A 23,258-nucleotide genomic window follows, 5' to 3' on the forward strand; every position below is an offset into this window, starting at 1 on the left:
CCCAGCTGTTTTTACGCAAGCTTTACCCACTATTCCCGCTCGGGAAGGGAAGCGCTGCCTAAAATTTCACCACCAGTCGAAACTTGAGAGCCCAGTCATGAAAAAGTGCATGTTGTTCCTCGCACTCGGCCTCGTGGGCGCCGGCGCACTCGCGCAGGAGACCGGCCGCGTCATCTCCTCCACACCCGTCATCCAGCAGGTGGCCGTGCCCCGCCAGGTCTGCAACCAGCAGCAGGTGGTCACGCAGCAGCCGCAGTCGTCCGGTGGCGGCGCCGTCGTCGGCGCCATCGTGGGCGGCCTGCTCGGCCACACCATCGGCCACGGTTTCGGCCGCGCGGCCGCCACCGGCGTCGGTGTCGTTGCAGGTGCCGCCGTTGGCGACTCCGTGGAAAACCGTGGCAACGCGCCCGTCGCGTCCGTGCAGCAGGCCTGCACCACGCAGACCTTCTACGAGAACCGCACGCTCGGCTACAACGTCACGTACGAGTACAACGGCAAGCAGTACACGGTGCAGATGCCCTACGACCCGGGCCCGAGCGTGAACCTGCAGGTCACCCCGGTCGGTGCGGGTGGTGCGGGTGGTGCGCAACCAATGCGTCCTCAGCCGCAGTCCATGGGTGGCGCGACGACAACGTATGTTTCGCCGGCGGTGATCGACCAGTCCGTCACTGTGCTGCCCGCCGTCGCGCCGGTGGTCTACGCCGCGCCCTACTACTACCGCCCGTACCCGTACTACTACCCCGTGGGCGTGTCCCTCAACTTCGGCTACTGGGGCGGCCACCGCTACCACGGCCACCGCCACTGGCGCTGATCAAAGCGGCGCCTGCAGCACTGCGCCCTTGAAGAGCACCGGCCCTGTGGGGCCGGTTTCGCTTGGGACGCCGCCCTTGGGCTCCAGGCTGATCGCGAGCGCGGGGGACGTCTGCAGCTGGTTCTCCACGGCGGCCAGCTTGACGACAGGCTCGGCGCCCAGCACGCCGATCGAACGGGGCGCGCTATCCCGTGGCAAAGCCCAGAGTTGCAGCGACTTGTCGGCCGCCTCGCGGTAGTCGCCCACGCGCTTGAGCGTGAGCGTGTTGTGCTTCGGGTCGAACAGCGCCAGCATCGACGCGCCCGCCTTGTCGTCGGCGAGCACGGCCACGTAGCGGATCTCCGGCTGCGCCTGCAGCTGCGCCGCGAGCTGCGTGTTCTGCTGCGCGAGCTGCCGGCCGCGCAGCTGCAGTTCGGCCAGCTCGCGGTCCTTGGCGGCGAGCTCGCGGTTCATGTTGACCGTGACCACCATGATCGCGAGCGCGATGGCGCTGCCGATCACGCCGGTGCCGCGCCAGAAGTTCAGCCCGCCCCACCAGGGCGAGCGTGCCGTTGCAGGCGGGGCAGCGGGCCGCTCGATCAGGTTCTCGATGCGCTTCCACACGTTCGGGCTGGGCGCTTGCGACAGCTGCAGCTCTGTGAGCGACGCGAAGCGCTCCTGCCACAGCAGCGCGGCCGCACGCACGGTCGCGCTCTGGCGGCCCATGGCCTCGAAGCGGCGGCGCGCGCCGCCGCGCAGCGTGCCGAGCGCATAGGCGGCCGCGATGCGGTCCAGCAGGTCGGGGTGGCGAGTCAGGTCCATCTTTCGCCCCCTCTCACGCGAAACGCGCCATGCAGCCACGCAGCTGGTCCAGGCCGCGGCGGATCCAGGTCTTGACCGTGCCCAGCGGCAGCTTCAGCTGCGTGGCGAGTTCGCTGTGGCTCAGGTCGCGCAGGTAGGCCAGCGACAGCACCTCGCGTTGCCGCGCCTCCAGCTTGCGCAGGCATTCATGCAGCGCCCATGCCGTTTCGCTGGCCTGGCTGGTGTCCAGCGGATCGGGCGAATCGCCGGCCACGGTCTCGCTGATCGCCTCGTCCAGCTCGTGCGTGGTGTCCGCGCGCTCGCTCGCGCGGCGGCGCAGGAAGTCCAGCGCACGGCTGCGCACGATCACGCCCATCCAGGCCAGTGGCGGGCTGATGCTGGAGCGGTAGTCGCCGGCGGCGCGCCAGACGGTGAGGTACGCCTCCTGCAGCACGTCCTCGGCCCATTCGCGGTTGCCGACCACGCGCAGGGCGAGGCCGAAGAGCCGGGACGAGCTCAGGTCGTACAGCTCGCGCAGCGCCACCTCGGCGTCGCGCTGGCGCGCCGGCTCGCCGTGGCGGGCGCCGATGCGCCCGAGCAGCGCGGCAAGGTGGGTGTCCTGGGGAAGGTCTTTTGCGGCCATCGCAGCGTGTACGCGGGGGCGAGCCCGCCGGATTCGTAAAATCGGGGAATGATGACCGAAAAAATCGAAGGCGCCGCCGTCACCACCCGCGCCAATGTGTATTTCGACGGCAAATGCGTCAGCCACACCCTGCAGCTGGCCGACGGCACGAAGAAGTCGGTGGGCGTGGTGCTGCCCGCCACCCTCACCTTCAACACGGGTGCGGCCGAGGTGATGGAGTGCGTCGCCGGCAGCTGCGAGTACAAGCTGGCCGGCTCCAGCGAGTGGAAGAAGTCCGCCGCCGGCGAGAAGTTCAGCATCCCCGCCAATTCCAGCTTCGAGATCAAGGTCACCGAGGCCTACCACTACATCTGCCATTTCGCCTAAGGCGCGCATGACCACCATCCTCGAGAACCTCCCCGCCGGCCAGAAAGTCGGCATCGCCTTCAGCGGCGGCCTGGACACGTCCGCCGCCCTGCACTGGATGCGCAAGAAGGGCGCCATCCCCTACGCCTACACCGCCAACCTGGGCCAGCCCGACGAGAGCGACTACGATGCCATCCCGAAGAAGGCGATGGAGTACGGCGCCGAGAAGGCACGCCTCGTGGACTGCCGCAAGCAGCTGGCGCACGAAGGCATCGCGGCCCTGCAGGCCGGCGCCTTCCACATCTCGACGGCAGGCCTGACGTACTTCAACACCACGCCGCTGGGCCGCGCGGTGACCGGCACGATGCTCGTGGCCGCGATGAAGGAGGACGACGTCCACATCTGGGGCGACGGCAGCACCTTCAAGGGCAACGACATCGAGCGCTTTTACCGCTACGGCCTGCTCACCAACCCGTCGCTCAAGATCTACAAGCCGTGGCTGGACCAGCAGTTCATCGACGAGCTGGGCGGCCGCGCGGAGATGTCTGCGTTCATGACCGCCAGTGGCTTCGCGTACAAGATGTCCGCCGAGAAGGCGTACAGCACCGACAGCAACATGCTGGGCGCGACGCACGAAGCGAAGGACCTGGAGTTCCTCAATGCCGGCCTGCGCATCGTCAACCCGATCATGGGCGTGGCCTTCTGGCGCGACGACGTCGCGGTGAAGGCCGAGGAAGTGCGCGTGCGTTTCGAAGAGGGCCAGCCCGTCGCGTTGAACGGCAAGACCTTCGACGACCCGGTCGAGCTGATCCTCGAAGCCAACCGCATCGGCGGCCGCCACGGGCTGGGCATGAGCGACCAGATCGAGAACCGCATCATCGAGGCCAAGAGCCGCGGCATCTACGAGGCGCCTGGGCTCGCGCTGCTGTTCATTGCCTACGAGCGCCTCGTCACCGGCATCCACAACGAGGACACGATCGAGCAGTACCGCGACAACGGCCGCAAGCTCGGCCGCCTGCTCTACCAGGGCCGCTGGTTCGACCCGCAGGCCATCATGCTGCGCGAGACGGCGCAGCGCTGGGTGGCGCGCGCGGTGACGGGCGAGGTGACGCTGGAGCTGCGCCGCGGCAACGACTACTCGCTGCTGAACACCGAGTCGCCCAACCTCACCTACGCGCCGGAGCGGCTGTCGATGGAGAAGGTGGAGAACGCGCCCTTCACGCCGAAGGACCGCATCGGGCAGCTGACGATGCGCAACCTGGACATCACGGACACGCGCGAGAAGCTCGGCGTGTATTCGCGGGCCGGCTTGTTGAAGGGTGGCGGCGACGCACCGCTTCCTTCGCTGGAGTGACGAACAAAAAGGCCGCGATCTTCGCGGCCTTTTTTCATCAGGGCTTGCAGGACGTGTCGGTGACGATCGGGTCCTTGTTCTTCTTCGTGTCCTTCTTGTCGCTGCCCGACTGCTCGTCCTTCTTCTCCTTTTCCTTCTCCTTCGTCTCGGCCTGGGCCTTTTCTTCCTTGACCAGCAGCGACACGAACGTGGTGAGCGTGTTCTGCTGCTCGGTGACGACCTGCTCGACGATCGAAGGGGCGACGTTGGGTAGTGCTTCCTGGAGGCGAGCGGCGGTGGCGCTCGCGATTGGCGATGACGTTGGTGCGGGCGTGGGCGCTGGTGTCGGTGCTGGTGTCGGTGCTGGTGTTGGCGCTGGTGTCGGCGCAGGCGTCGGCGCAGGCGTCGGTGCGGGCGTTGGCGCAGGCGTTGGCGCAGGCGTTGGTGCGGGGGTTGGCGCAGGCGTCGGTGCGGGCGTGGGCGCGGGCGTCGGTGCGGGCGTCGGCGCGGGTGTTGGCGCAGGCGTCGGTGCGGGCGTTGGCGCAGGCGTTGGCGCAGGCGTTGGCGCAGGCGTCGGTGCGGGCGTTGGCGCAGGCGTTGGCGCAGGCGTCGGTGCGGGCGTCGGTGCGGGCGTTGGCGCAGGCGTTGGCGCAGGCGTCGGTGCGGGGGTTGGCGCAGGCGTTGGCGCAGGCGTTGGCGCAGGCGTTGGCGCAGGCGTCGGTGCTGGCGTTGGCGCAGGCGTTGGCGCAGGCGTTGGCGCAGGCGTCGGTGCAGGCGTCGGTGCAGGCGTTGGCGCAGGCGTTGGCGCAGGCGTTGGCGCAGGCGTTGGCGCAGGCGTTGGCGCAGGCGTTGGCGCAGGCGTTGGCGCAGGCGTCGGTGCAGGCGTCCCCGTCGGCGGGCTTGCAGCGATCGGCGCAGGCGACTGCGCCTGCAGCCGCAACGAAACCGGCGCGGGCGTCGGCGTCGTGCTCGCGGTGAAGCCTGTCACTGTCGGCAGCGGGCCAATGACCACGCCCGCCGAACTCCGGATGACGTCGAAGTTGTCGCCGGCCACGTAGTTCGCCCCGGCGATGTCGCTGCGCATCAGCACGGTGCCGCTGCCCAGCGTGACCGAACCGCTGGCCGAGACGATGTCGTACGAGGACGTGTTCGCCATCTCGAGCTTCACGGTGCCGGACGAAGTGTCCAGGTTGCCGACGATCGACAGCGTGCCGGCGACGCCCGCCGCCGGGCCCGGCGAGATGCTGCCGCGGTTGATGAGCGTGCTGCCGGCGCCGACGCTGATCGTGCCGTCGCCCGAGATGGCCGCGGTGGTGTCGAGCCCGCCGCTCGCCTGGAACACGGCGCCGGCGCCGACCTTCAGCGCACCCGCGATCGACGCACTGCCCGGCGTCACCGACAGCGTGCCCGCGGTCACGTTGATCGTGCCGGTGTTGTTGAAGGTCATGCCGGAGGCAATGGCATGCGCGCCCGCGGCCGACGCATTGACGGTACCCGCGTTGTTGAAGGTGGACGTGCCCGTCCAGTGGTCGAACGGGACCGTGCTCGACGTCGACAGGTTCAGCACCCCGGTGGCCGCGTTGGTGAAGGTGTTCGTCCCGCCCGTGAACGCACCCATCGAGAACCGGTCGGACCCGGCGATCGTCAGTGTTCCCTCGTTCACCCACGTGCGGCCGCCGGTGATGCCGATGGTTCCCGCCGTGCCGGTGTTGATCGCGGTGATCCCCCGCGTCGTGAACGTGCCGGCGCCGAGGATCGTGCCGGTGCCGCCCACGCTGAACGGCCCGGTGGCGATGATGTCGCCGCCCGCGAATGTGCCACCGCCGGCCAGCGAAAGGTTGGTGCCGATCGTGAGCGCGCCCGACCCGGCCGCGACGAGCGTGCCGCCGAGCACCTGCACTTCGGCCCCGCTCGATCCGATGCCCAGGCCGCCGCCGACGTTGAGCGTGCCGCCAGACACGGCGAGCGTGCCAGCGCCGGTGATGTCGCTGCCCGCGCCGAGGTTGCGCGCGCCGCCGGTGAAGCGCAGCGTCGCGCCGCTGCCCACGCCGTAGGTGCCGCTGTCGGTGCCGCCCGAGCCGATGGCGAGCGTGCCGCCGCTCACGGCCACCGACCCCGTGTTGTTGAACGTGAGGCCGCCGGCGATGGCATGGATGCCTGCCGCGGTGGCGTTGATCGTGCCCGCGTTCGCGACGGTGGCCGTGCCGGTCCAGAAGTCGATGACGGGGTTGGCGGCGCTCGCGAGGTTGAGGACACCCGTCGCCGCGTTGGTGAAGCTGCTGGTGCCGCCGGTGAACGCGCCCATCGACAGCCTGTCGCTGCCGCCGACGGTGAGCGTGCCCTCGTTGATCCAGCTGCGGCCGCCGGTGATGCCGAGCGTGCCCGTAATGCCCGTGTTGACGCTCGTCGTGCCTTGCGTGCGCAGCACGCCGGTGCCGAGGATCGTGCTGCTGCTCGTGACCGTCAGGGGCGAAGCAAGCGTGAGGTCGGCCGAGCCCGCAAGCGTGCCGCCGGCGAGCTGCAACGTCGGCGTGGCGAGCGTCATTGCGCTGTTCACGGCGAGCGTGCTCGCACCCGGGACCTGCAGCGTCCCGGCGCCCGTGAAGGCCGCGCCCGCGTTCTGGTTGCGCGTGCTGCTGCCCAGGCTGAGCACGGTGCCGGCCGTGAGCGCGTAGGTCCCCGTGTCGGCGCCGCTCGCGCGCAGGTCCAGCGTGCCGGCCTGCACGTTCACCGTGCCGCTGTTGTCGAACGTCATGCCGCTGGCGATCGAATGCGTGCCTGTCCCAGTCGCGTTCAGCGTGCCCGCGTTCGTGAAGGTGGCGGTGCCGGTCCAGACATCGATGGGCGTGCCCGTTGCCGACGACAGGTTGATCACGCCGCCGGCGGCATTCGCCAGCGAATTGGAGCCGCCGGTGAATGCGCCCAGCGAGATGCGGTCGCTCGCGCCGATGGTCAGCGTGCCTTCGTTCAGCCATGTGCGCCCGCCGGTGACGCCCAGCGTCCCCGAAGCGCCCGTGTTGATGCTCGTCGTGCTCTTCGTGTTGAACACGCCGCTGCCCGCGATCGTGCTGCTGCTCGTCACGTTCACCGGGCCGGTGGCGGTGATGTTGCCGCCCGCCAGCGTGCCGCCCGCGAGCGTGAGGCTCGACGCGATGGTCAGGCCGCCGGCCGCCGCCGCGTTGAGCGTGCCGGCAGTCAGCAGCACCTGCGCGCCGGTACCGGCGATGTCCAGCAGGTTGCCCACGTTCAGCGTCGCGCCGGCCACGCCCAGCGTGCCCGTGCCGGTGATGTTGGTGCCCGCGCCGAGCGTGCGCGTGCCGCCGGTGAAGCGCAGCATCGTTGCGGCCGCCACCGAGAACGTGCCCGTATCGCTGCCACCGCCGGCCACGTCGAGCGTGCCGGCCTGCACGTTCACGGCGCCGCTGTTGTTGAAGGCCAGCCCGCCCGCGATCGCGTGGCTGCCTGCCGCCGTCGCGTTGATCGTGCCCGCGTTGCTGACCGTCGCGATGCCCGTCCAGAAGTCGATCGCCGTGCCGCTGCCGCTCGACAGGTTCAGCACGCCCGTGGCCGCGTTCGTGAAGGTGTTGGTGCCGCCGGTGAACGCACCCATCGAGAGCCGGTCGTTCGCGCCGAGCGTGAGCGTGCCCTGGTTGGTCCACGTGCGCCCGCCCGTCACACCGAGCGTGCCCGCCGCGCCGGTGTTGACGCTGGTCGTGCCCTGTGTCGTGAGCACGCCGGTGCCGAGGATCGTGCTGCTGCTCGTCACGTTCAACGGCGACGCAACCGTCAGGTCCGCGCTGCCGGCAAGCGTGCCGCCCGCCAGCTGCAGCGTCGGCGTGGCGAGCGTCATCGCGCTGTTCACCGCGAGCGTGCCGCCGCCGGCGACCCGCAGCGTGCCCGTTCCCGTGAAGGCTGCCCCGGCGTTCTGGTTGCGCGTGGTCCCGAGGCTGAGCACCGTGCCGCCGCTGATGGCGTACGTGCCGGTATCGGCACCACCCGCGCCCAGGTCCAGCGTGCCGGCCTGCACGTTGACCGTGCCGCCGTTGTTGAAGGTCAGGCCGCTGGCGATGGTGTGGGTGCCGGTGGCCGTGGCGTTGAGCGTGCCGGAATTCGTGAAGGTGGCCAGGCCGGTCCAGAAGTCCAGGGGTGTGGCCGTGGCCGACGACAGGTTGATCACGCCCGTGGCCGCATTGGCCAGCGTGTTCGTGCCGCCGGTGAATGCGCCCATCGAGATGCGGTCGCTGCCAGCGAGCGTGAGGGTGCCTTCGTTCACCCAGCTGCGGCCGCCCGTGACGCCGAGCGTTCCCGAAGCGCCGGTGTTGATGGTGACGGTGCCCTGCGTCGTCAGCACCCCGGTGCCCGCGATGGCGCTGCTGGAGGTCACGTTCATCGGCGCGGTTACCGTCAGCCCCGAGGCACCGGCCAGCGTGCCGCCCGACAGCACGAGCGAGGGTGCGGCCAGCGTGAGCGGGCTGTTGACGGACAGCGTGCCGCCGCTGCCGACCTGCAGCGTGCCCGCCCCTGCGAACGCCGCGCCTGCATTGGCGTTGCGCGTCGTGCCGATGCTCAGCACCGCGCCACTGCCGACCGACACCGTGCCCGTGTCCGCGCCCGTCGAACGCAGGTCGAGCAGGCCGGCCTGCACGTTCAGCGTGCCGCTGTTGTCGAAGGTGATGCCGCTCGCCATCAGGTGCGTGCCCGTCGCGGTCGCATTGATGGTGCCGCCGTTGCCGAGCGATGCGGTACCGGTCCAGTAGTCGAGCACCGTGCTCGCGCTGCTGCCGAGGTTGATCACGCCCGTCGCGGCATTGGTCAGCGTGTTGGTTCCGCCCGAGAACGCGCCGAAGGAGAGCCGGTCGCTGCCGGTGATGGCGAGCGTGCCCTGGTTCACCCATGTGACGCCGCCGGTGACGCCGAGCGTGCCGTTGCCGGGCGTAGCCAGTGTCACGCCGCCCTGCGTCGTCACGGTGCCGGGCCCGGCAATGCTGCTGCTCGCCGTCACGTTGATCGCGCGCGCCACGGTCAGCCCCGAGCCGCCGGCAAGCGTGCCGCCCGCGAGGTCGAGGCTGCCCGCGCCGCCGACGGTCACCGCCACCGCCGGTGTCACGCGGCCCGTGACCTGCAGCGTGCCGGCGCCCGCGACCGACACACCCGTGTCGAAGCTGCGGTCGCCCGCCAGCCGCAGCACCGTGCCCGCGGCGATGTCGAGCGTGCCCTTGTCGGTGCCGCTGCCCCGCAGGTCGAAAGTGCCTGCCTGCACGCTCACTACGCCGTCGTTGTTGAACGCCAGGCTCGGCGCGCTCGTGTGCGAGCCGGTCACGGTGGCGTTGATCGTGCCCGAGTTGTTCAGCGTCGCGACGCCGGTCCAGTAATCGAGCACGGTGCTGCTGGCGCTGGCGAGGTTGAGCACGCCGCCGGCCGCGTTGCTGAAGGTGTTGGTGCCGCCGGAGAAGGCGCCGAACGAAAGCCGGTCGGTCCCGCCGACGGTGAAGTTGCCTTCGTTGGCGAGCGTGACGCCGCCCGTGATCCCGAGCGTGCCGGTGGTCCCGGTGTTGACCGTGGTCGTGCCGCGCGTCGTCACCGTGCCCGGGCCCACGATGCTGCTGCTGGCCGTGACGTTCAACGGCGTGGCGATGGCGAGGCCGGCGCCGCCGACGAGGCTGCCGCCGGCGAGGTCGATCGTCGTGCCGGAGAGGGTCACCGCGCTGGTGGGCGTCAGCTTGCCGGCCACTTGCGTGGTGCCGGCACCGGCGAAGGACACGCCGGAGCCGAGGCTGCGTGCGCCGCCGAAGCGCAGCGTCGCGCCGGCGCTGACGGTGTACGGGCCCGAGTCGGTGCCGTCGCCGCGCAGGTCCAGCGTGCCCGCCTGCACGTTGACGGTGCCGCTGTTGTTGAAGGTCAGCGACGGGGCCGCGGTGTGCGAGCCCGTGACCGTGGCATTGATCGTGCCGTTGTTCACGAAGGTCGCGGTGCCGGTCCAGTAGTCGAGCACGGTGCTGCTGCCGCTGGCAAGGTTGATCGTGCCGCTCGGTGCGTTGGTGAGCGTGTTGGTGCCGCCGGTGAAGGCGCCGAACGAGATGCGGTCGTTCGCGCCCACCGTCAGGGTGCCCGTGTTGGTCCAGCTGCGCCCGCCGGTCACGCCGAGCGTGCCCGTGCTGCCGGTGTTGATGCTCGTCGTGCCGTTGGTGGTGAACTGGCCCGTGCCGGCGATCGCGCTCGATGCCGCAACGTTGAAGCCGTTGCTCACGACGACGCCACCGGCGCCAGCGAGCGTGCCCCCTGCTCCGCTGACGGTGCCGAGGTTCAGCGTCCCCACATTGAACGTCGAGTCCACCGTGGCCGTGCCGCCCACGATGGAGACCGTGCGCGTCGTGGCGTTGAGCGTTCCCCCGTTGGCGTTCAGCGAAACCCCGTTGCCGAGGTTGACGATGCCGCCGCCGCCGCTCGGGCTGGTGAACGTGACGTTCAGCTGCCCCGCGGTGGACGTGATGTTGGCGTTGACGTTGATGTCGCTGTGCGCGCTGAGCGTCAGGGTGGCGTCGGTCCCGGCGGTCTTCGCGATGGCGCTGCTGATGAGGATCACGCCCGCGTCGCTGCCGGCGCCGGTGGTGTCGAGTATGACGTTGGTGCCCGAATTCAGCTGCGACGCGATCAGGCTCGCACCGACCTTGGAGTTGCTGCCGTTGGGCGTGAAGGTGCTCCCGCCTCCGTTGTTGGAGAGCGTGGTGCCCGCGACGACTTCGATGTTGTACGGGTCCACCAGCCATTGCCCGCCGCGGCCCGCGGGTGCCGTCGCGTCGAGGCGGATGCCTGCGATGTCGAGGAACAGCCCGGAAGTTTCGATGAAGCCGCCATTGCCGCCGTGCGCGCCGCCGCGCGCTGAGAGCTGGCCGTGGATGCGCGCTTCGCCCCCTGACTTCGCGATGATCGTGCCGCCGTTGCCTGATGCGCTCGCATCTGCCGCGACGACGGCTTCGCTGGTGATCGTCAGCGCATTGTTTGCTTTCAGCACGACACGGCCGCCTTCGAGCGTGGCGGTCTGCGCCTGGATCATGCCGCTGTGCCTGAGCGTGCCGGCAAAGATGCCCACCGCATCGCCCTTGAGCGTGCCCAGGTTCACCGCGGTGTCCGCCGGCGCCTGCACCTCCATCACGATGCCTTCGAGCCCGCGGCCCGTGATCTCCACCTTCTGCCCGGCCGCGAGGACCGTCGCGCCGCCTTGCGACTGCACCACCGCCTGCGCACCGGTCTCGACGTTCGGCGCGATCAGCACGACGTCGCCGCCACGCGCAACCACGCTGCCGTTGACATTCACCGCACCCGCATCGCCGTCATTCGCAAACCGAAGCCGCCCTTTGCGCGCATCCGCTTCGCTCATTTGCAGCGTCGACGCCGTGAAGCCGGCGGTGTCCACCACCGCGCCCGCGCCCACCGTGATGCCGGTCGGGTTGACCAGCACGAGCCGGCCGTTGGAGCCCAGCGTGCCGAAGATCTGCGAGGGGTTGTTGCCCACCACGCGGTTGATCGACGTGCTCGCCGCGTTGGGCTGCTGGAAGTACGTGCCCTGCCCGGCAGGGATGGAGAAACTTTGCCAGTTGATGGCCGAGTGGTTGGCGCCGGCCGCGTTCTGCGTCGTGACGAGCAGGTTGTTGCCCTGCTTGTTGAAGGTGGCCTGCCCCGCGATCACCTGCGGGCCGGCCGGCTGCGCCTGCGCCCCGCCGAACGCGGCGCACAGCGCCATGGCCAGCACCGCGGGAGGGCAGGCGGGAGACGAAGAAGGCCGCTGGTTGCCGTGACGCATGACGCACCCCCTGGCCGCGGCACGGCGTCAGCCGCGCCCGGCCTCACGGCGCGATTGTTCTGCGAACCGGCCGACGAAACAAGGGCCGCTTGCGCGGCCCCGGTTTGCCTGCCTTACGGCTTGCAGGAGGTGTCGGTGACGATCGGGTCCTTGTTCTTCTTCTCGTCCTTCTTCTTGTCGCCGGACTGCTCCTCCTTCTTCTCGATTTCCTTGTCCTTCGTCTCGGCCTGGGCCTTTTCCTCCTTGACCAGCAGCGACACGAACGTGGTCAGCGTGTTCTGCTGTTCGGTGACGACCTGCTCGACGATGGCCGGTGCGACGTTCGGCAACGCCTCCTGCAACCGCGCGGCCGTGGCGCTGGCTTGCGGCGACGGTGTCGGTGCCGGTGTTGGCGCAGGCGTCGGTGCTGGCGTCGGTGCTGGCGTCGGTGCTGGCGTCGGTGCTGGCGTCGGTGCAGGCGTCGGCGCAGGCGTCGGTGCAGGCGTTGGCGCTGGTGTCGGCGCAGGCGTCGGCGCAGGCGTCGGTGCAGGCGTTGGCGCTGGTGTTGGTGCAGGCGTTGGCGCTGGTGTCGGCGCAGGCGTCGGTGCTGGCGTCGGTGCTGGCGTCGGCGCAGGTGTTGGAGCCGGCGTCGGGGCAGGCGTCGGGGCAGGCGTCGGCGCAGGTGTCGGCGCAGGTGTCGGCGCAGGTGTCGGCGCAGGTGTTGGAGCAGGCGTCGGAGCTGGCGTGGGCGGCGGCGTCGGGGCCGGAGTCGGCGCAGGCGTCGGAGCCGGCGTGGGCGCAGGCGTCGGTGCCGGTGTCGGTGCAGGAGTCGGTGCCGGCGTGGGAGCCGGAGTCGGTGCAGGCGTCGGTGCGGGCGTCGGCGGCGGTGTTGGTGCCGGCGTCGGCGCAGGCGTCGGGGCCGGCGTCGAAGCCGGAGCCGCCGTCGGCGCGGGCGCTTGCGCCGTCAGCCGCAGGTACTTCGCCGGCGGGCTCGTCGCCGAAGATACGACGGACGAGTTGTAGCCCGTCACCGTGGGCGCAGTGCCCTGGATGTCGCCGATCGAGCTCTCCACGACATCGAAGTTCGTGCCGGCCGCAAAGCCCGACGTCGCCTGCGGGATCGCGCTCGCATTGACGACGGTGCCGCCGCCCAGCGTAACCCGCCCATAGGCCCAGACCTTGTCGTAGCTGGAAGACGTGCGCTGCTCGAGCACGAGCGTGCCGTTCGAGGTGTCGAACCAGCTGTACACGTTGACCTGCGCCGTCGCGCCGGCGCCGCCGGGTGCCATGGTGCCCAGGTTCACCAGCGAGCCGTGGTTGGCGGTGCTGTAGTACGAGTCGTAGAAGCCGCCGCTGCCGCTCCACGTCACGCCCGGGCCGATGGTGAGGGTTTGCTGTGTGCCGCTCGAATTGAAGTACATCCAGCCGCCGCCGGTCTGGACGGTGGCTGTCCCGGGCGTGCTGATCGCCTGCGACGTCGACCCGAGGAACTCGAGCGAATTGCTGCCGGTATCGAAGGTCACGCCATTGGCCAGTGCGAGACCGTTCTTCACGTACCCGAAGCTGGAGCCGGAGAGCGTGAGGTTGGTGCCGATGGTGACGCCGTCGAAAGTCCCGCTGGAGTTCGAAAGCGTCTGGCCCGACGGCGACGTCAGCGTGCCGTTGCGGATCGTGCCATTGGCCAGGCCGCTCAGCCCGCCGGGGCCCAGGGCGCCCGTGCTGCCGATGTCGAGCGTGCCGCCTGCGAGGTCCAGCGTACCCGCCACGTTGACCGTGCTGCCGGCGACGCGGCTGTAGCCGGCGCCGAAGAGCGAGGCGGTGAACGTGCCGCCCAGGTTCGTCGTGCCAGCGTTCAATGCGATGGCACCCGAGTTCACCACCGTGCCGGCGGAGGCGATCGTCAGCGTGCCGCCGTCGTTGGCCAGTGTCCCGGCCGAGGCATTCGCGAAGCTGTTGGGCGCGAGGTAGAGGTTGCCGCCCGACGACTTCATCGTGCCGTTGTTGGTGAACGCGCCGTAGTACACGTTCAGCGTGTTGTTCGCGACGTTCGCGTCGATGACGCCGTTGTTGACGACGTTGGCGACGTAGTAGTTGTAGAAGCTGCCGTAGCCGCGGTAGGTGACGCCGCCACCCAGCGTGAACGTGCTGGCCGTGCCGCTCCAGTTGGTGTTGAGGCTGCCGCCCGCCGTCTGCAGCGTGGCCGTGCCCGTGCCGCCCGCGACGCCGATCGACTGCGTGGCGCTGTAGAAGTACAGGCTCGAGTTGCCGAGGTTGAACGTCGCGCCGTTGGCCAGGTTCAGGCCGTTGTAGATGTCGTAGTAATAGCCCCCGGCTGTCGCGAGGGAGCCGCTGATGGTGACGGCATCGAAGGTGCCGTAGCCGGTGAGCGGGGTGCCGTCGCCGCTGTAGATCGTGCCGTTCTTGATGCGGCCGCTGCCGAAGCTCGTGAGGCCGCCCACGCTGAACGGGCCCCCGGAGCCGATGTCGAGGGAGCCGCCTGCAAGGTCGAGCGTGCCGGTCAGGCTGACGGTACTGCCGGCCGCGCGGCTGTAGCCGGCGCCGAACAGGGAGGTCGTGAACGTGCCGCCAAGGTTCGTCGTGCCGGCGTTGAGCGCGATCGCGCCCGAATTGACCACGCTGCCGGCGGACGCGATGGTCAGCGTCCCGCCGTTGTTGGCGAGCGTGCCGGTCGAGGAATTCGTGAAGCTGTTCGGCGCCAGGTACAGGTTGCCGCCCGACGACTTCATCGTGCCGTTGTTGGTGAACGCGCCGTAGTACACGTTGAACGTGTTGCCCGCCACGTTCGCGTCGATGGTGCCGTTGTTGACGACGTTGGTGACGTAGTAGTTGTAGAAGCTGCCGTACCCCCGGTACGTGACGCCGCCGCCGACCGTGAAGGTGCTGGCCGTGCCGCTCCAGTTGGTGTTGAGGCTGCCGCCGGCCGTCTGCAGCGTGGCCGTGCCCGTGCCGCCCGCCACGCCGATCGATTGCGTGGTGCCGTTGAAATACAGCGAGGAGCTGTTCAGGTTGAGGGTTGCGCCGTTGGCGAGCGTGAGGCCGCCGTAGATGTCGTAGTAGTAGCCCCCGGTCGTCGACAGCGAGCCGCCGATGGTGACGCTCTCCAGCGTGGCGTAGCCGGTGAGCGGCGTGCCGTCGCCGCTGTAGATCGTGCCGTTCTTGATGCGGCCGCTGCCGGAACTCGACAGGCCGCCCGAGCTGAACGGCCCGCCCGAGCCGATGTCCAGCGAGCCGCCCGCGAGGTCCAGCGTGCCCGTCAGGTTGACCGTCGTACCCGCCGCGCGCGAGTAGCCGGTGCCGAAGAGCGAGGTGGTGAACGTGCCGCCCAGGTTGGTGGTGCCGGCGTTCAATGCGATGGCGCCCGAGTTCACGACCGTGCCCGCGGAGGCGATCGTCAGCGTGCCGCCGTTGTTGGCGAGCGTGCCGGTCGCAGTATTCGTGAGGCTGTTGGGCGACAGGTAGAGGTTGCCGCCCGACGACTTCATCGTGCCGTTGTTCGTGAACGCGCCGTAGTACACGTTCAGCGTGTTGCCCGCCACGTCCGCGTCGATGACGCCGTTGTTGACGACGTTGGTGACGTAGTAGTTGTAGAAGCTGCCGTACCCCCGGTACGTGACGCCGCCGCCGACCGTGAAGGTGCTGGCCGTGCCGCTCCAGTTGGTGTTCAGGCTGCCGCCGGCCGTCTGCAGCGTCGCGGTGCCCGCCGTCGCACCGGCAGCCACGCCGATCGACTGCGACGTGCCGTAGAAGTAGAGCGACGAGCTGGTCAGGTTGAGCGTGGCGCCGTTGGCGAGCGTGAGGCCGCCATACACGTCGTAGTAGTAGCCCGGCGCGGTCGCCAGGGAGCCGCTGACCGTGATGCCCTCCAGCGTGGTGTAGCCCGTGAGGGGCGTGCCGTCGCTGCTGGAGATCGTGCCGTTCTTGATGCGCCCGCTGCCGGAGCTCGTGAGGCCGCCCGCGCCGAGCAGGCCGGACGAGCCGATGTCCAGCGACCCGCCCGCGAGGTCCAGCGTGCCGTACAGGTACATCTGCCCGCCGGTGCGGGAGATGCTGCCCAACGAGGTCGTCGTCATCGTCCCGTTGAGGTTCACCGCGCCGCCGCTTTGCACCAGCGTGCCGGCGTTCGTCCAGGTGGTGAAGCTGCCCGAGCCCAGGGCCAGCGTGCCGCCGCTCGCGCCCATGGTGCCGTTGTTGGTGAAGGTGTTGGGCGAGATGAGGAACGTGGTGCCCGCGGTGTTCGCGTCGATCACGCCGTTGTTGATGATCGTGCCGCCCGTGCCGCCGTACAGCGAACCGTAGCCCCGGGTCGTGAGGCCGCCGTACATCGTCAGCGTGGCGCCGCCATAGGTGTACAGGTAGCCCCCCGCCATCACGAGCGAGCTGGGGCCCGGGCTGCCCATCATCTGGGCGCCGCTTCCGGTCGGGAAGTTCAGGCCGCTGCCGCTGTTGAGCGTCAGCGTCGAGCCGGTGAGCATGCCCATGCCGCCGGTCACCGTCGCATACGAGTTCGCCGCCAGCGCCACGCTGCCGGAGATCGCCACGGTGTCCAGCTGCATGTTCGAGCCCGTGAGCGGCACGCCGCCCGTGCTGCTGATCGCCGCGTTGCGGATCGTCGCGCCGCTTTGCACCGTGGAGAGGCCGCCGGTGCCGAACCGCCCGCCGTTGCCGATGTCCAGGTTGCCGAACGCCATGTCCAGCGTGCCGTACAGGTTCATCAGCCCGCCGGTGCGGGAGATGCTGCCCAGCGAACCGTTCGTCATCGAGCCGCTCAGGTTCACCGCGCCCGCGCTTTGCACCAGCGTGCCTGCGTTGCTCCAGCTGGTGAAGGTGCCCGAGCCGAGGGACAGCGTGCCGCCGCTCGCCCCCATCGTGCCGTTGTTGGTGAACGTGTTCGGCACGATCGTGAGCGCCAGCAGGCTGGAGTTCGCGTCGATCACGCCGTTGTTGATGATCGTGCCGCCGGTGGCGCCGTACAGGGAACCGTAACCCTTGGTCGTCATGCCGCCGAACAGCGTCAGCGTCGCGCCGCCATACGTGTAAAGGTAGCCGCCCGCCATCACGAGCGTGCTGGGGCCGGGGCTGCCCATCTGCTGCGCACCGCTGGCGCCGGGGAAGTTCAGACCGCTGCCGCTGTTGAGCGTCAGCGTCGAGCCGGTGAGCATGCCCATGCCGCCGGTCACCGTCGCATACGAGTTCGCCGAAAACGCCACGCTGCCGGAGATCGCCACGGTGTCCAGCTGCATGTTCGAGCCGTTCAGCGCCACCCCGCCGGTGCTGCTGATCGCCGCGTTGCGGATCGTCGCGCCGCTTTGCACCGAGGTCAGCCCGCCCGTGCCGAAACGCCCGCCGTTGCCGATGTCCAGGTTGCCGAACGCCATGTCCAGCGTGCCGCCCAGGTTCATGGTGCCGGCGGACCGCGAGATCGAGCCGAGCGAGGCGTTCGTCATCGAGCCGTTGAGGTCGATCCTGCCGCCGGACTGAAGGATCGTGCCGGCATTGCTCCAGCTGGTGAAGGTGCCGGAGCCGATGGTCAGCGTGCCGCCGCTCGCACCCATCGTGCCGTTGTTCGTGAACGTGTTCGGCTGGATCGATAGCGTCAGCAGGCTGGAGCTCGCGTCGACCACGCCGCTGTTGACCACGGCGCCGCCGGTGGCCCCATAGATCGAGCCGTAACCCCGGAAAGTGACGCCGGTGCCGATCGTTGCCGTGGCGCCGTTGTACGTGTAGAGGTAGCCCGCGTTGCTCTGGATCGTCGCCGTGCCCGCGGTGGAGATGGTTTGCGCGCCGCCGGCCGTCTGGAAGTTCAGGCCGCCACCGCTGTTGATCGTGAGCGTTGCGCCCGACGCCATCCCCATCCCGCTGGAAATGGTGGCATAGGAGCCCGTGCCGAACGCGACGTTGCCGCTGATCGTGACGCCGTCCAGGCGCATGTCGGTACCGCTCAAGGTGCCGTTGGTGAGCGTGCCGTTCTTGATCGTGGCGCTGCTCGCACTGGTGAGGCCGCCCGTGCCGAAGCGGCCGGTGCTGGACAGGTCCAGGGTGCCGCCGAGCATGTCGAGCGTGGCCGTGCCCAGGTTGCTCAGCGTGAACGAACCCCCGCTGCGCGCGATGCTGCCCAGCGTGGTGTTCGTGATGGAGCCGTTGAGCGTGACCGTGCCACCGCTCTGCACGAACGTGCCGTTGTTGCTCCATGACATCGTGCCGGAGGTCATGACCAGTGAGCCGGCGCTGGCGCCCCAGGTGCCGTTGTTGATGAACGTGCCGGTGTTCAGGCTCAGCTGGGTGCTGGCGGTGGACGCGTCGATGACGCCGTTGTTCACCAACGTGCCGCTCGTGCCGCCAATGGAGCCGGAGCCGCGAACCGTCATGCCGCTGGCCAGTTGCACGACCGCGCCCGAGCCGACGGTCAGCGACCCGCCATTGAGCTGGATCGTTGCCGTGCCGCTGGCGGGCCCGATGGTGTTCGTGGTGGAGCTCGCGGTGACGAGCCCGCCCGAGAGCGTGAGGGTCACGCCGCTGGCGAACTTCAGGCCACCTGCCACCGTGCCGCTGCCGGTCAGGGTGACGTTGGTGCCGAGCATCACGTTGTTCAGGATGCTGGAGAAGCTCGCGCTGCCCTGCGGGATGTTCAGCGTGAGGCCGCCGCCGCCGCCGAGGATGGTGTTGGCGATGGCGACGCTCGGCGCGTTCAGCGTGAGCGTGCGCGCCGGCGTGTTGGAGTACGAGATGCCGCCGCCGGTGGACAGCAGGCTGACGGCGCTGGTCGCAGCGAGCGTCACGTCGGCGTTCGTCAGCACCGTGTTCAGCGCGGTGTACGTGATGGTGCTTGTGACGGCACCGAAGTTCGCCGAGGACGACAGGTCGGTCGCAGTGGTGATGTCGTCGCCCGTCGTCGCATCGCCATTCAGGTTGGGAATAGCCGGTGCAGTCGCGGTCGCCAGCCCCACGCGGATGGTGGTGGGGTCCAGCAGCAGCGTGCCGCGCCGACCGCGCCGCGACGACAGGTCCGCCGTCCCGCGGAAGTAGAGAACGTTCTTGCCCGACGTCTCGCCGAAGCCGCCGTCGCCGCCCTGCTCGCCGCCACGTGCCGAGAGATGCCCGTCGAAATTCGTGGACTCGTCGGCCCAGACAATCACGCGGCCGCCGTCGCCGTACGCGCGCGCATCGGCGCCGAGTACGACGCCGGGCGCCACTTCGGTCACCTGCGCGTTCGGCACATCGGGGTTCTTGCCCTGGTAGTCGCCACCGACGAGGATCGTGCCGCCGCCGGCATCGCCCGAGACATCCACCTTCGCGCCCGTATCCAGCACGACCTTGCGCGCGAGGATCTCGACGCGGCCACCCTTCGCGTCGGGAGCCGCCGGCGCATCCACCGGCAAAGCGACGGATTGCGCACTGACGACGCCCTGCACCTGCGCGAGTTCGCCCGCCTGGATCGTGATGCTGCCGCCCGGCCGCCCCTGCGCGCCTTCGGCCGTGATCACCGCCCCCGGCGTCACGACGGCCTGCTTCTGCGCACGCAGCACGACGCGGCCGCCCTCGAGCGTGGCCGTCTGCGCCTGGATCAGCCCGCTGTGCCTGAGCGTGCCGGCAAAGATGCCTACCGCGTCGCCCTTGAGCGTGCCCAGGTTCACTGCGGTGTCCGCCGGCGCCTGCACCTCCATCACGATGCCTTCGAGCCCGCGGCCCGTGATCTCCACCTTCTGCCCGGCCGCGAGGACCGTCGCGCCGCCTTGCGACTGCACCACCGCCTGCGCACCGGTCTCGACGTTCGGCGCGATCAGCACGACGTCGCCGCCACGTGCGACGACGTTGCCGTTGACGTTCACCGAACCCGCGTTGCCGTCATTCGCAAACCGCAGCCGCCCGTTGCGCGCGTCCGCCTCGCTCATCTGCAGCGTCGAGGCCGTGAAGCCGGCGGTGTCCACCACCGCGCCCGCACCCACCGTGATGCCGGTCGGGTTGACCAGCACGAGCCGGCCGTTGGAGCCCAGCGTGCCGAAGATCTGCGAGGGGTTGTTGCCCACCACGCGGTTGATCGACGTGCTCGCCGCGTTGGGCTGCTGGAAGTACGTGCCCTGCCCGGCAGGGATGGAGAAGCTTTGCCAGTTGATGGCCGAGTGGTTGGCGCCGGCCGCGTTCTGCGTCGTGACGAGCAGGTTGTTGCCCTGCTTGTTGAACGTGGCCTGCCCCGCGATCACCTGCGGGCCGGCGGGCTGCGCCTGCGCCCCGCCGAACGCGGCACACAGCGCCATCGCCAGGACTGCGGGCGGGCAGGCCGGCGCTGGAGTTGTGGACTTTCTATTGCGTTGGCGCATGTCGGTTCCCCAAGAGCGGCCATTGTTGTTTGCAGCGACGCAGCATTGTGCAGCGCCCGACCAACGGGCCCTATGACGGACGTCACACCGTTTCTGCCGCATTTCCGGAAAAGGGAGGGCCTGCGCCCTAGTTCGCTTGCCTGTGGTGCGCGGGCCACGCAAGGGCAGGTCAGGCCACGGTCAGCCGATTTGCGTTGGCCGTGCACGAGGCGCATCATGGCCGCAACAGCAGCAAGGAGGCACCTCATGGCCTACAGCACTTTGCCCGTCCTGCCCGCGATCGGCTCCATCCCGATCTGCAGCCCCGAGCGCGGCCAGCCCGACGTGACGCTCGACTCGGCGGCGCTGCTCGTCATGACGGACCTCAAGCGCGTGGCCGCCGCGGTGACGTCGCCGCAGGAGACCATGGATGCGGCCCACGCCTTCATGATCCAGCGCGGCGTGCGCATGCTGCTGGCCGTGGACGGCAAGGGCAGCCTGGCCGGCATCGTCACCACCAACGACATCCTCGGCGAGAAGCCCATTGCCGTCGCGCACGAGCTGGGGGTCAAGCACAACCAGCTGACGGTGGCGGACATCATGACGCCCGCCGATCGCCTCGATGCCTTCGACATGCAGGCCGTGCGCGGCGCGCGCGTGGGCCAGGTCGTGGCCAGCCTGCAGCAGGCGCGGCGCCATCACGCGCTCGTCGTGCAGGTGTCGGCCGAGGGCGTGCGCGAGGTGCGCGGGCTCTTCTCGCTCACCCAGATCGCGCGGCAGCTGGGCATGCCGCTGACGCTGCCGACCGCCGCCAACTCGTTCGCGGAGATCGAGGCGGCGCTGGCCTAGTCGCCGCCGCCGCCGCCGCAGCCGCCCCCGCATCCGCCGCCGTCACCGCCGCCATCGCCGCCACCGTCGGACGATGACGAAGACGACGCTTCGCCGCCGAAGCCATCGCCGTCGCCGCTGAAGCCGCCTTCGCTGCCGAAGTCCGTGCCGCAATGGACGATGGCATTGCCGGCCGCGACGGCGCGGCAGTCGGGCACGTAGTTGAAGCCGTTCTCGATGGCCAGCTTGCCGTCGAGCGCGAACAGCAGCGGCAAGCGGGTGGGCAGGCGCGGGTTGATCGCCTCGTCCCTGCAGCACCAGTACCAGGCCCGCCGCAACCCGTCGTTGTGCGTGGCCTGGCTGCCCAGCGCCTCCGACGGCGTGTGGTGCAGGAAGCGCCCGAGCACCAGCAGGCACCAGTTGCGGTAGCCCTGCGTGTGCAGGATGAACTCGTGCCACATCGCATCGACCACGCGCGAGGGCATGGCGACGAACTTGCCGCCCGCGTGGTTGCAGGCGAGGAAGAACTGCCGCAGGCCGCGCTCGACGAGGTCGGCGTCCTTCTGCGACAGGTGCGGGTAGGTGTCGCGCAGCTTGCGCTTGAGGAACTGCGGCAGCGGCGCTTCGCGGATCAGGCGCTCGCGTTTCCAGCGGGCCCACAAGGCGACCGCGACGACCACGACGAGCGAGAGCACGGCGAGGAAGACGGGGTTGCGGGGGAAAGGCCACTTGCCGGCCCAGACGCCGAAGAGCAGCACCGCCCACGCAGCCGCGACGAGCCACTTCACCCAGCCGGCATGCCGCAGTGCGTAACGCAGTCCCCGGTTCACGGGGACGAGATTACACGACCACCGGCTCCGGTTCCAGCCGGATGCCGAAGCGCTCGTAAACGCTGGTCTGGATCGCCCGCGCCAGCGTGACGACCTCGCCGCCGGTGGCGCCGCCGCGGTTCACCAGCACCAGCGCCTGTTTCTCGTACACGCCGGCCTTGCCCACCGACTTGCCCTTCCAGCCGCACGCGTCGATCAGCCAGCCGGCGGCCAGCTTCACGGTGCCGTCGGGCATGGGGTAGTGCACGATGCCGGGGTCGCGCGCGATGATGTCCTGGCACTGCTCCGGCGTGACGGTGGGGTTCTTGAAGAAGCTGCCCGCGTTGCCGATCACGCGCGGGTCCGGCAGCTTGGCGCTGCGGATCGCGACGACCCAGTCGTAGACCTGGCGCGCGGTGGGGTGCTCGATGCCGGTCTCGGTCATCTTGCGCTGGATGTCGAGGTAGCCCAGCACCGGCTTCCACGGCTTGGGCAGCTTCAGCCGCACCCGCAGGATCAGCGCGCGGCCCGCGAGCCCGAAGTCGTTGTCCTTGGCGGCCGCGTGCTTGAAGACGGAGTCGCGGTAGCCGAACGCGCACTGCCGTGCATCCAGCGTGAACACGCGGCCGGTCTGCAGGTCGATGGCGTCCAGCGAGTCGAACACGTCCTGCAGCTCGACCCCATAGGCGCCGATGTTCTGCACGGGCGAGGCACCGACCGTGCCGGGGATCAGCGCGAGGTTCTCCACGCCACCGAAGCCCTGCTCCAGCGTCCATGTGACGAACTCGTGCCAGTTCTCGCCGGCGCCGGCCTCGACCACGGCGGCCTTGGCGTCGTCGGACACGACGCGCTTGCCCATGATCTCGACCTTGAGCACCACGGCCTTGTTCACGTCCCCCGTCAGCACGATGTTGCTGCCGCCGCCGAGCACGAACTTCGGCTCGGGGCCCAGCTTCGGGTCCGCCAGCACGGCCGTCACGTCGGCCTCGCCCTTGACGCGCACGAGCGTGCGCGCCTTGGCGACGATGCCGAAGGTGTTGTGGGGCGCCAGCGAGACGTTCTGCTCAGCGATCATGGGACAATTGTGGCCCAAAGGAGGCGCGGGCCGGTGAGCCCCGAAGTCAGCCAATGCCGTCATTTGATACCGTCTGCGAACCCAACATGGTCGAAGTGAAGAACGCCGTGGAGAACGCCGCCAAGGAGATCGGCACGCGTTTCGACTTCAAGGGCACTTCGGCCGCCATCGAGGTCAAGGAGAAGGAAATCACGCTTTACGGCGACGCCGATTTCCAGCTGCAGCAGGTGATGGACATCCTGGTGGGCAAGCTCGCCAAGCGCAGCGTCGACGTGCGCTTCCTCGACGCGGGCGACGTGCAGAAGGTCGGCGGCGACAAGGTCAAGCAGGTCGTGAAGGTGCGCAGCGGGATCGAGAGCGATGCGGCCAAGAAGATCCAGAAGCTCATCAAGGAGAGCAAGCTGAAGGTGCAGGCCTCCATCCAGGGCGACGCGGTGCGCGTCACCGGCGCCAAGCGGGACGACCTGCAGGCCGCGATGGCGATCGTGCGCAAGGAGATGGCGGACCTGCCGCTTTCCTTCTCCAACTTCCGGGACTGA

At 69.6% G+C, this 23,258-nt stretch carries 11 protein-coding genes; 5 read left to right on the forward strand and 6 right to left on the reverse strand.

Going from position 1 to position 23,258, the window contains the following annotated elements; all coding sequences use genetic code 11:
- Positions 1-109: 109 nt before the first annotated feature.
- Positions 110-811 (forward strand): glycine zipper 2TM domain-containing protein, encoded by a 702-nt coding sequence (locus H8R02_RS22950; protein ID WP_255429506.1) that lies wholly within the window; start codon positions 110-112, stop codon positions 809-811.
- On the opposite strand, the gene H8R02_RS22955 is transcribed toward H8R02_RS22950, so the two are convergent.
- Positions 812-1,612 carry an anti-sigma factor gene (locus tag H8R02_RS22955; RefSeq protein ID WP_187083830.1) on the reverse strand — a complete coding sequence of 267 codons (801 nt, stop codon included), beginning with the start codon at positions 1,610-1,612 and terminating at the stop codon, positions 812-814.
- Positions 1,613-1,625: 13 nt separating this feature from the next.
- Positions 1,626-2,234, reverse strand: a complete 609-nt coding sequence (locus tag H8R02_RS22960) for an RNA polymerase sigma factor (RefSeq protein ID WP_187083831.1) — start codon at positions 2,232-2,234, stop codon at positions 1,626-1,628.
- 48 nt (positions 2,235-2,282) lie between these two features.
- Between H8R02_RS22960 and ppnP the strand changes: the two genes are divergently transcribed.
- Together ppnP and argG are read left to right on the forward strand one after the other, a co-directional pair.
- On the forward strand, positions 2,283-2,600 hold the full coding sequence (gene ppnP, locus H8R02_RS22965; RefSeq protein ID WP_187083832.1) for a pyrimidine/purine nucleoside phosphorylase: 318 nt from the start codon (positions 2,283-2,285) through the stop codon (positions 2,598-2,600).
- Positions 2,601-2,607: 7 nt separating this feature from the next.
- A complete protein-coding gene (gene argG, locus H8R02_RS22970; protein ID WP_187083833.1) occupies positions 2,608-3,933 on the forward strand; it encodes an argininosuccinate synthase in 1,326 nt (441 codons plus the stop codon).
- Between the two features lie 37 nt (positions 3,934-3,970).
- Here the strand turns inward: argG and H8R02_RS22975 are convergent, their stop codons facing one another.
- Positions 3,971-11,713: a two-partner secretion domain-containing protein gene (locus tag H8R02_RS22975; RefSeq protein WP_187083834.1), complete on the reverse strand. Its 7,743-nt coding sequence runs from the start codon at positions 11,711-11,713 to the stop codon at positions 3,971-3,973.
- A 113-nt stretch (positions 11,714-11,826) separates the two neighbouring features.
- Positions 11,827-19,965 (reverse strand): two-partner secretion domain-containing protein, encoded by an 8,139-nt coding sequence (locus H8R02_RS22980; RefSeq protein WP_187083835.1) that lies wholly within the window; start codon positions 19,963-19,965, stop codon positions 11,827-11,829.
- 309 nt (positions 19,966-20,274) lie between these two features.
- Here H8R02_RS22980 and H8R02_RS22985 point away from each other — a divergent pair, with 309 nt between their 5' ends.
- Positions 20,275-20,856: a CBS domain-containing protein gene (locus H8R02_RS22985; protein WP_187083836.1), complete on the forward strand. Its 582-nt coding sequence runs from the start codon at positions 20,275-20,277 to the stop codon at positions 20,854-20,856.
- Here the strand turns inward: H8R02_RS22985 and H8R02_RS22990 are convergent.
- Both H8R02_RS22990 and murB read right to left on the reverse strand, forming a co-directional pair.
- Positions 20,853-21,665 (reverse strand): glycine-rich domain-containing protein, encoded by an 813-nt coding sequence (locus H8R02_RS22990; RefSeq protein WP_187083837.1) that lies wholly within the window; start codon positions 21,663-21,665, stop codon positions 20,853-20,855. The two genes, H8R02_RS22985 and H8R02_RS22990, sit on opposite strands and share 4 nt — an antisense overlap.
- Positions 21,666-21,675: 10 nt before the next feature.
- Complete coding sequence (gene murB / locus H8R02_RS22995; RefSeq protein WP_187083838.1) at positions 21,676-22,719, reverse strand: UDP-N-acetylmuramate dehydrogenase; 1,044 nt, start codon at positions 22,717-22,719, stop codon at positions 21,676-21,678.
- Between the two features lie 53 nt (positions 22,720-22,772).
- On the opposite strand from murB, the gene H8R02_RS23000 reads away from it, so the two are divergent.
- A complete protein-coding gene (locus H8R02_RS23000) occupies positions 22,773-23,258 on the forward strand; it encodes a YajQ family cyclic di-GMP-binding protein (protein WP_187083839.1) in 486 nt (161 codons plus the stop codon).

The sequence above is a fragment of the Ramlibacter albus genome (assembly GCF_014297445.1).
In the GTDB taxonomy this organism is placed as follows: domain Bacteria; phylum Pseudomonadota; class Gammaproteobacteria; order Burkholderiales; family Burkholderiaceae_C; genus Ramlibacter; species Ramlibacter albus.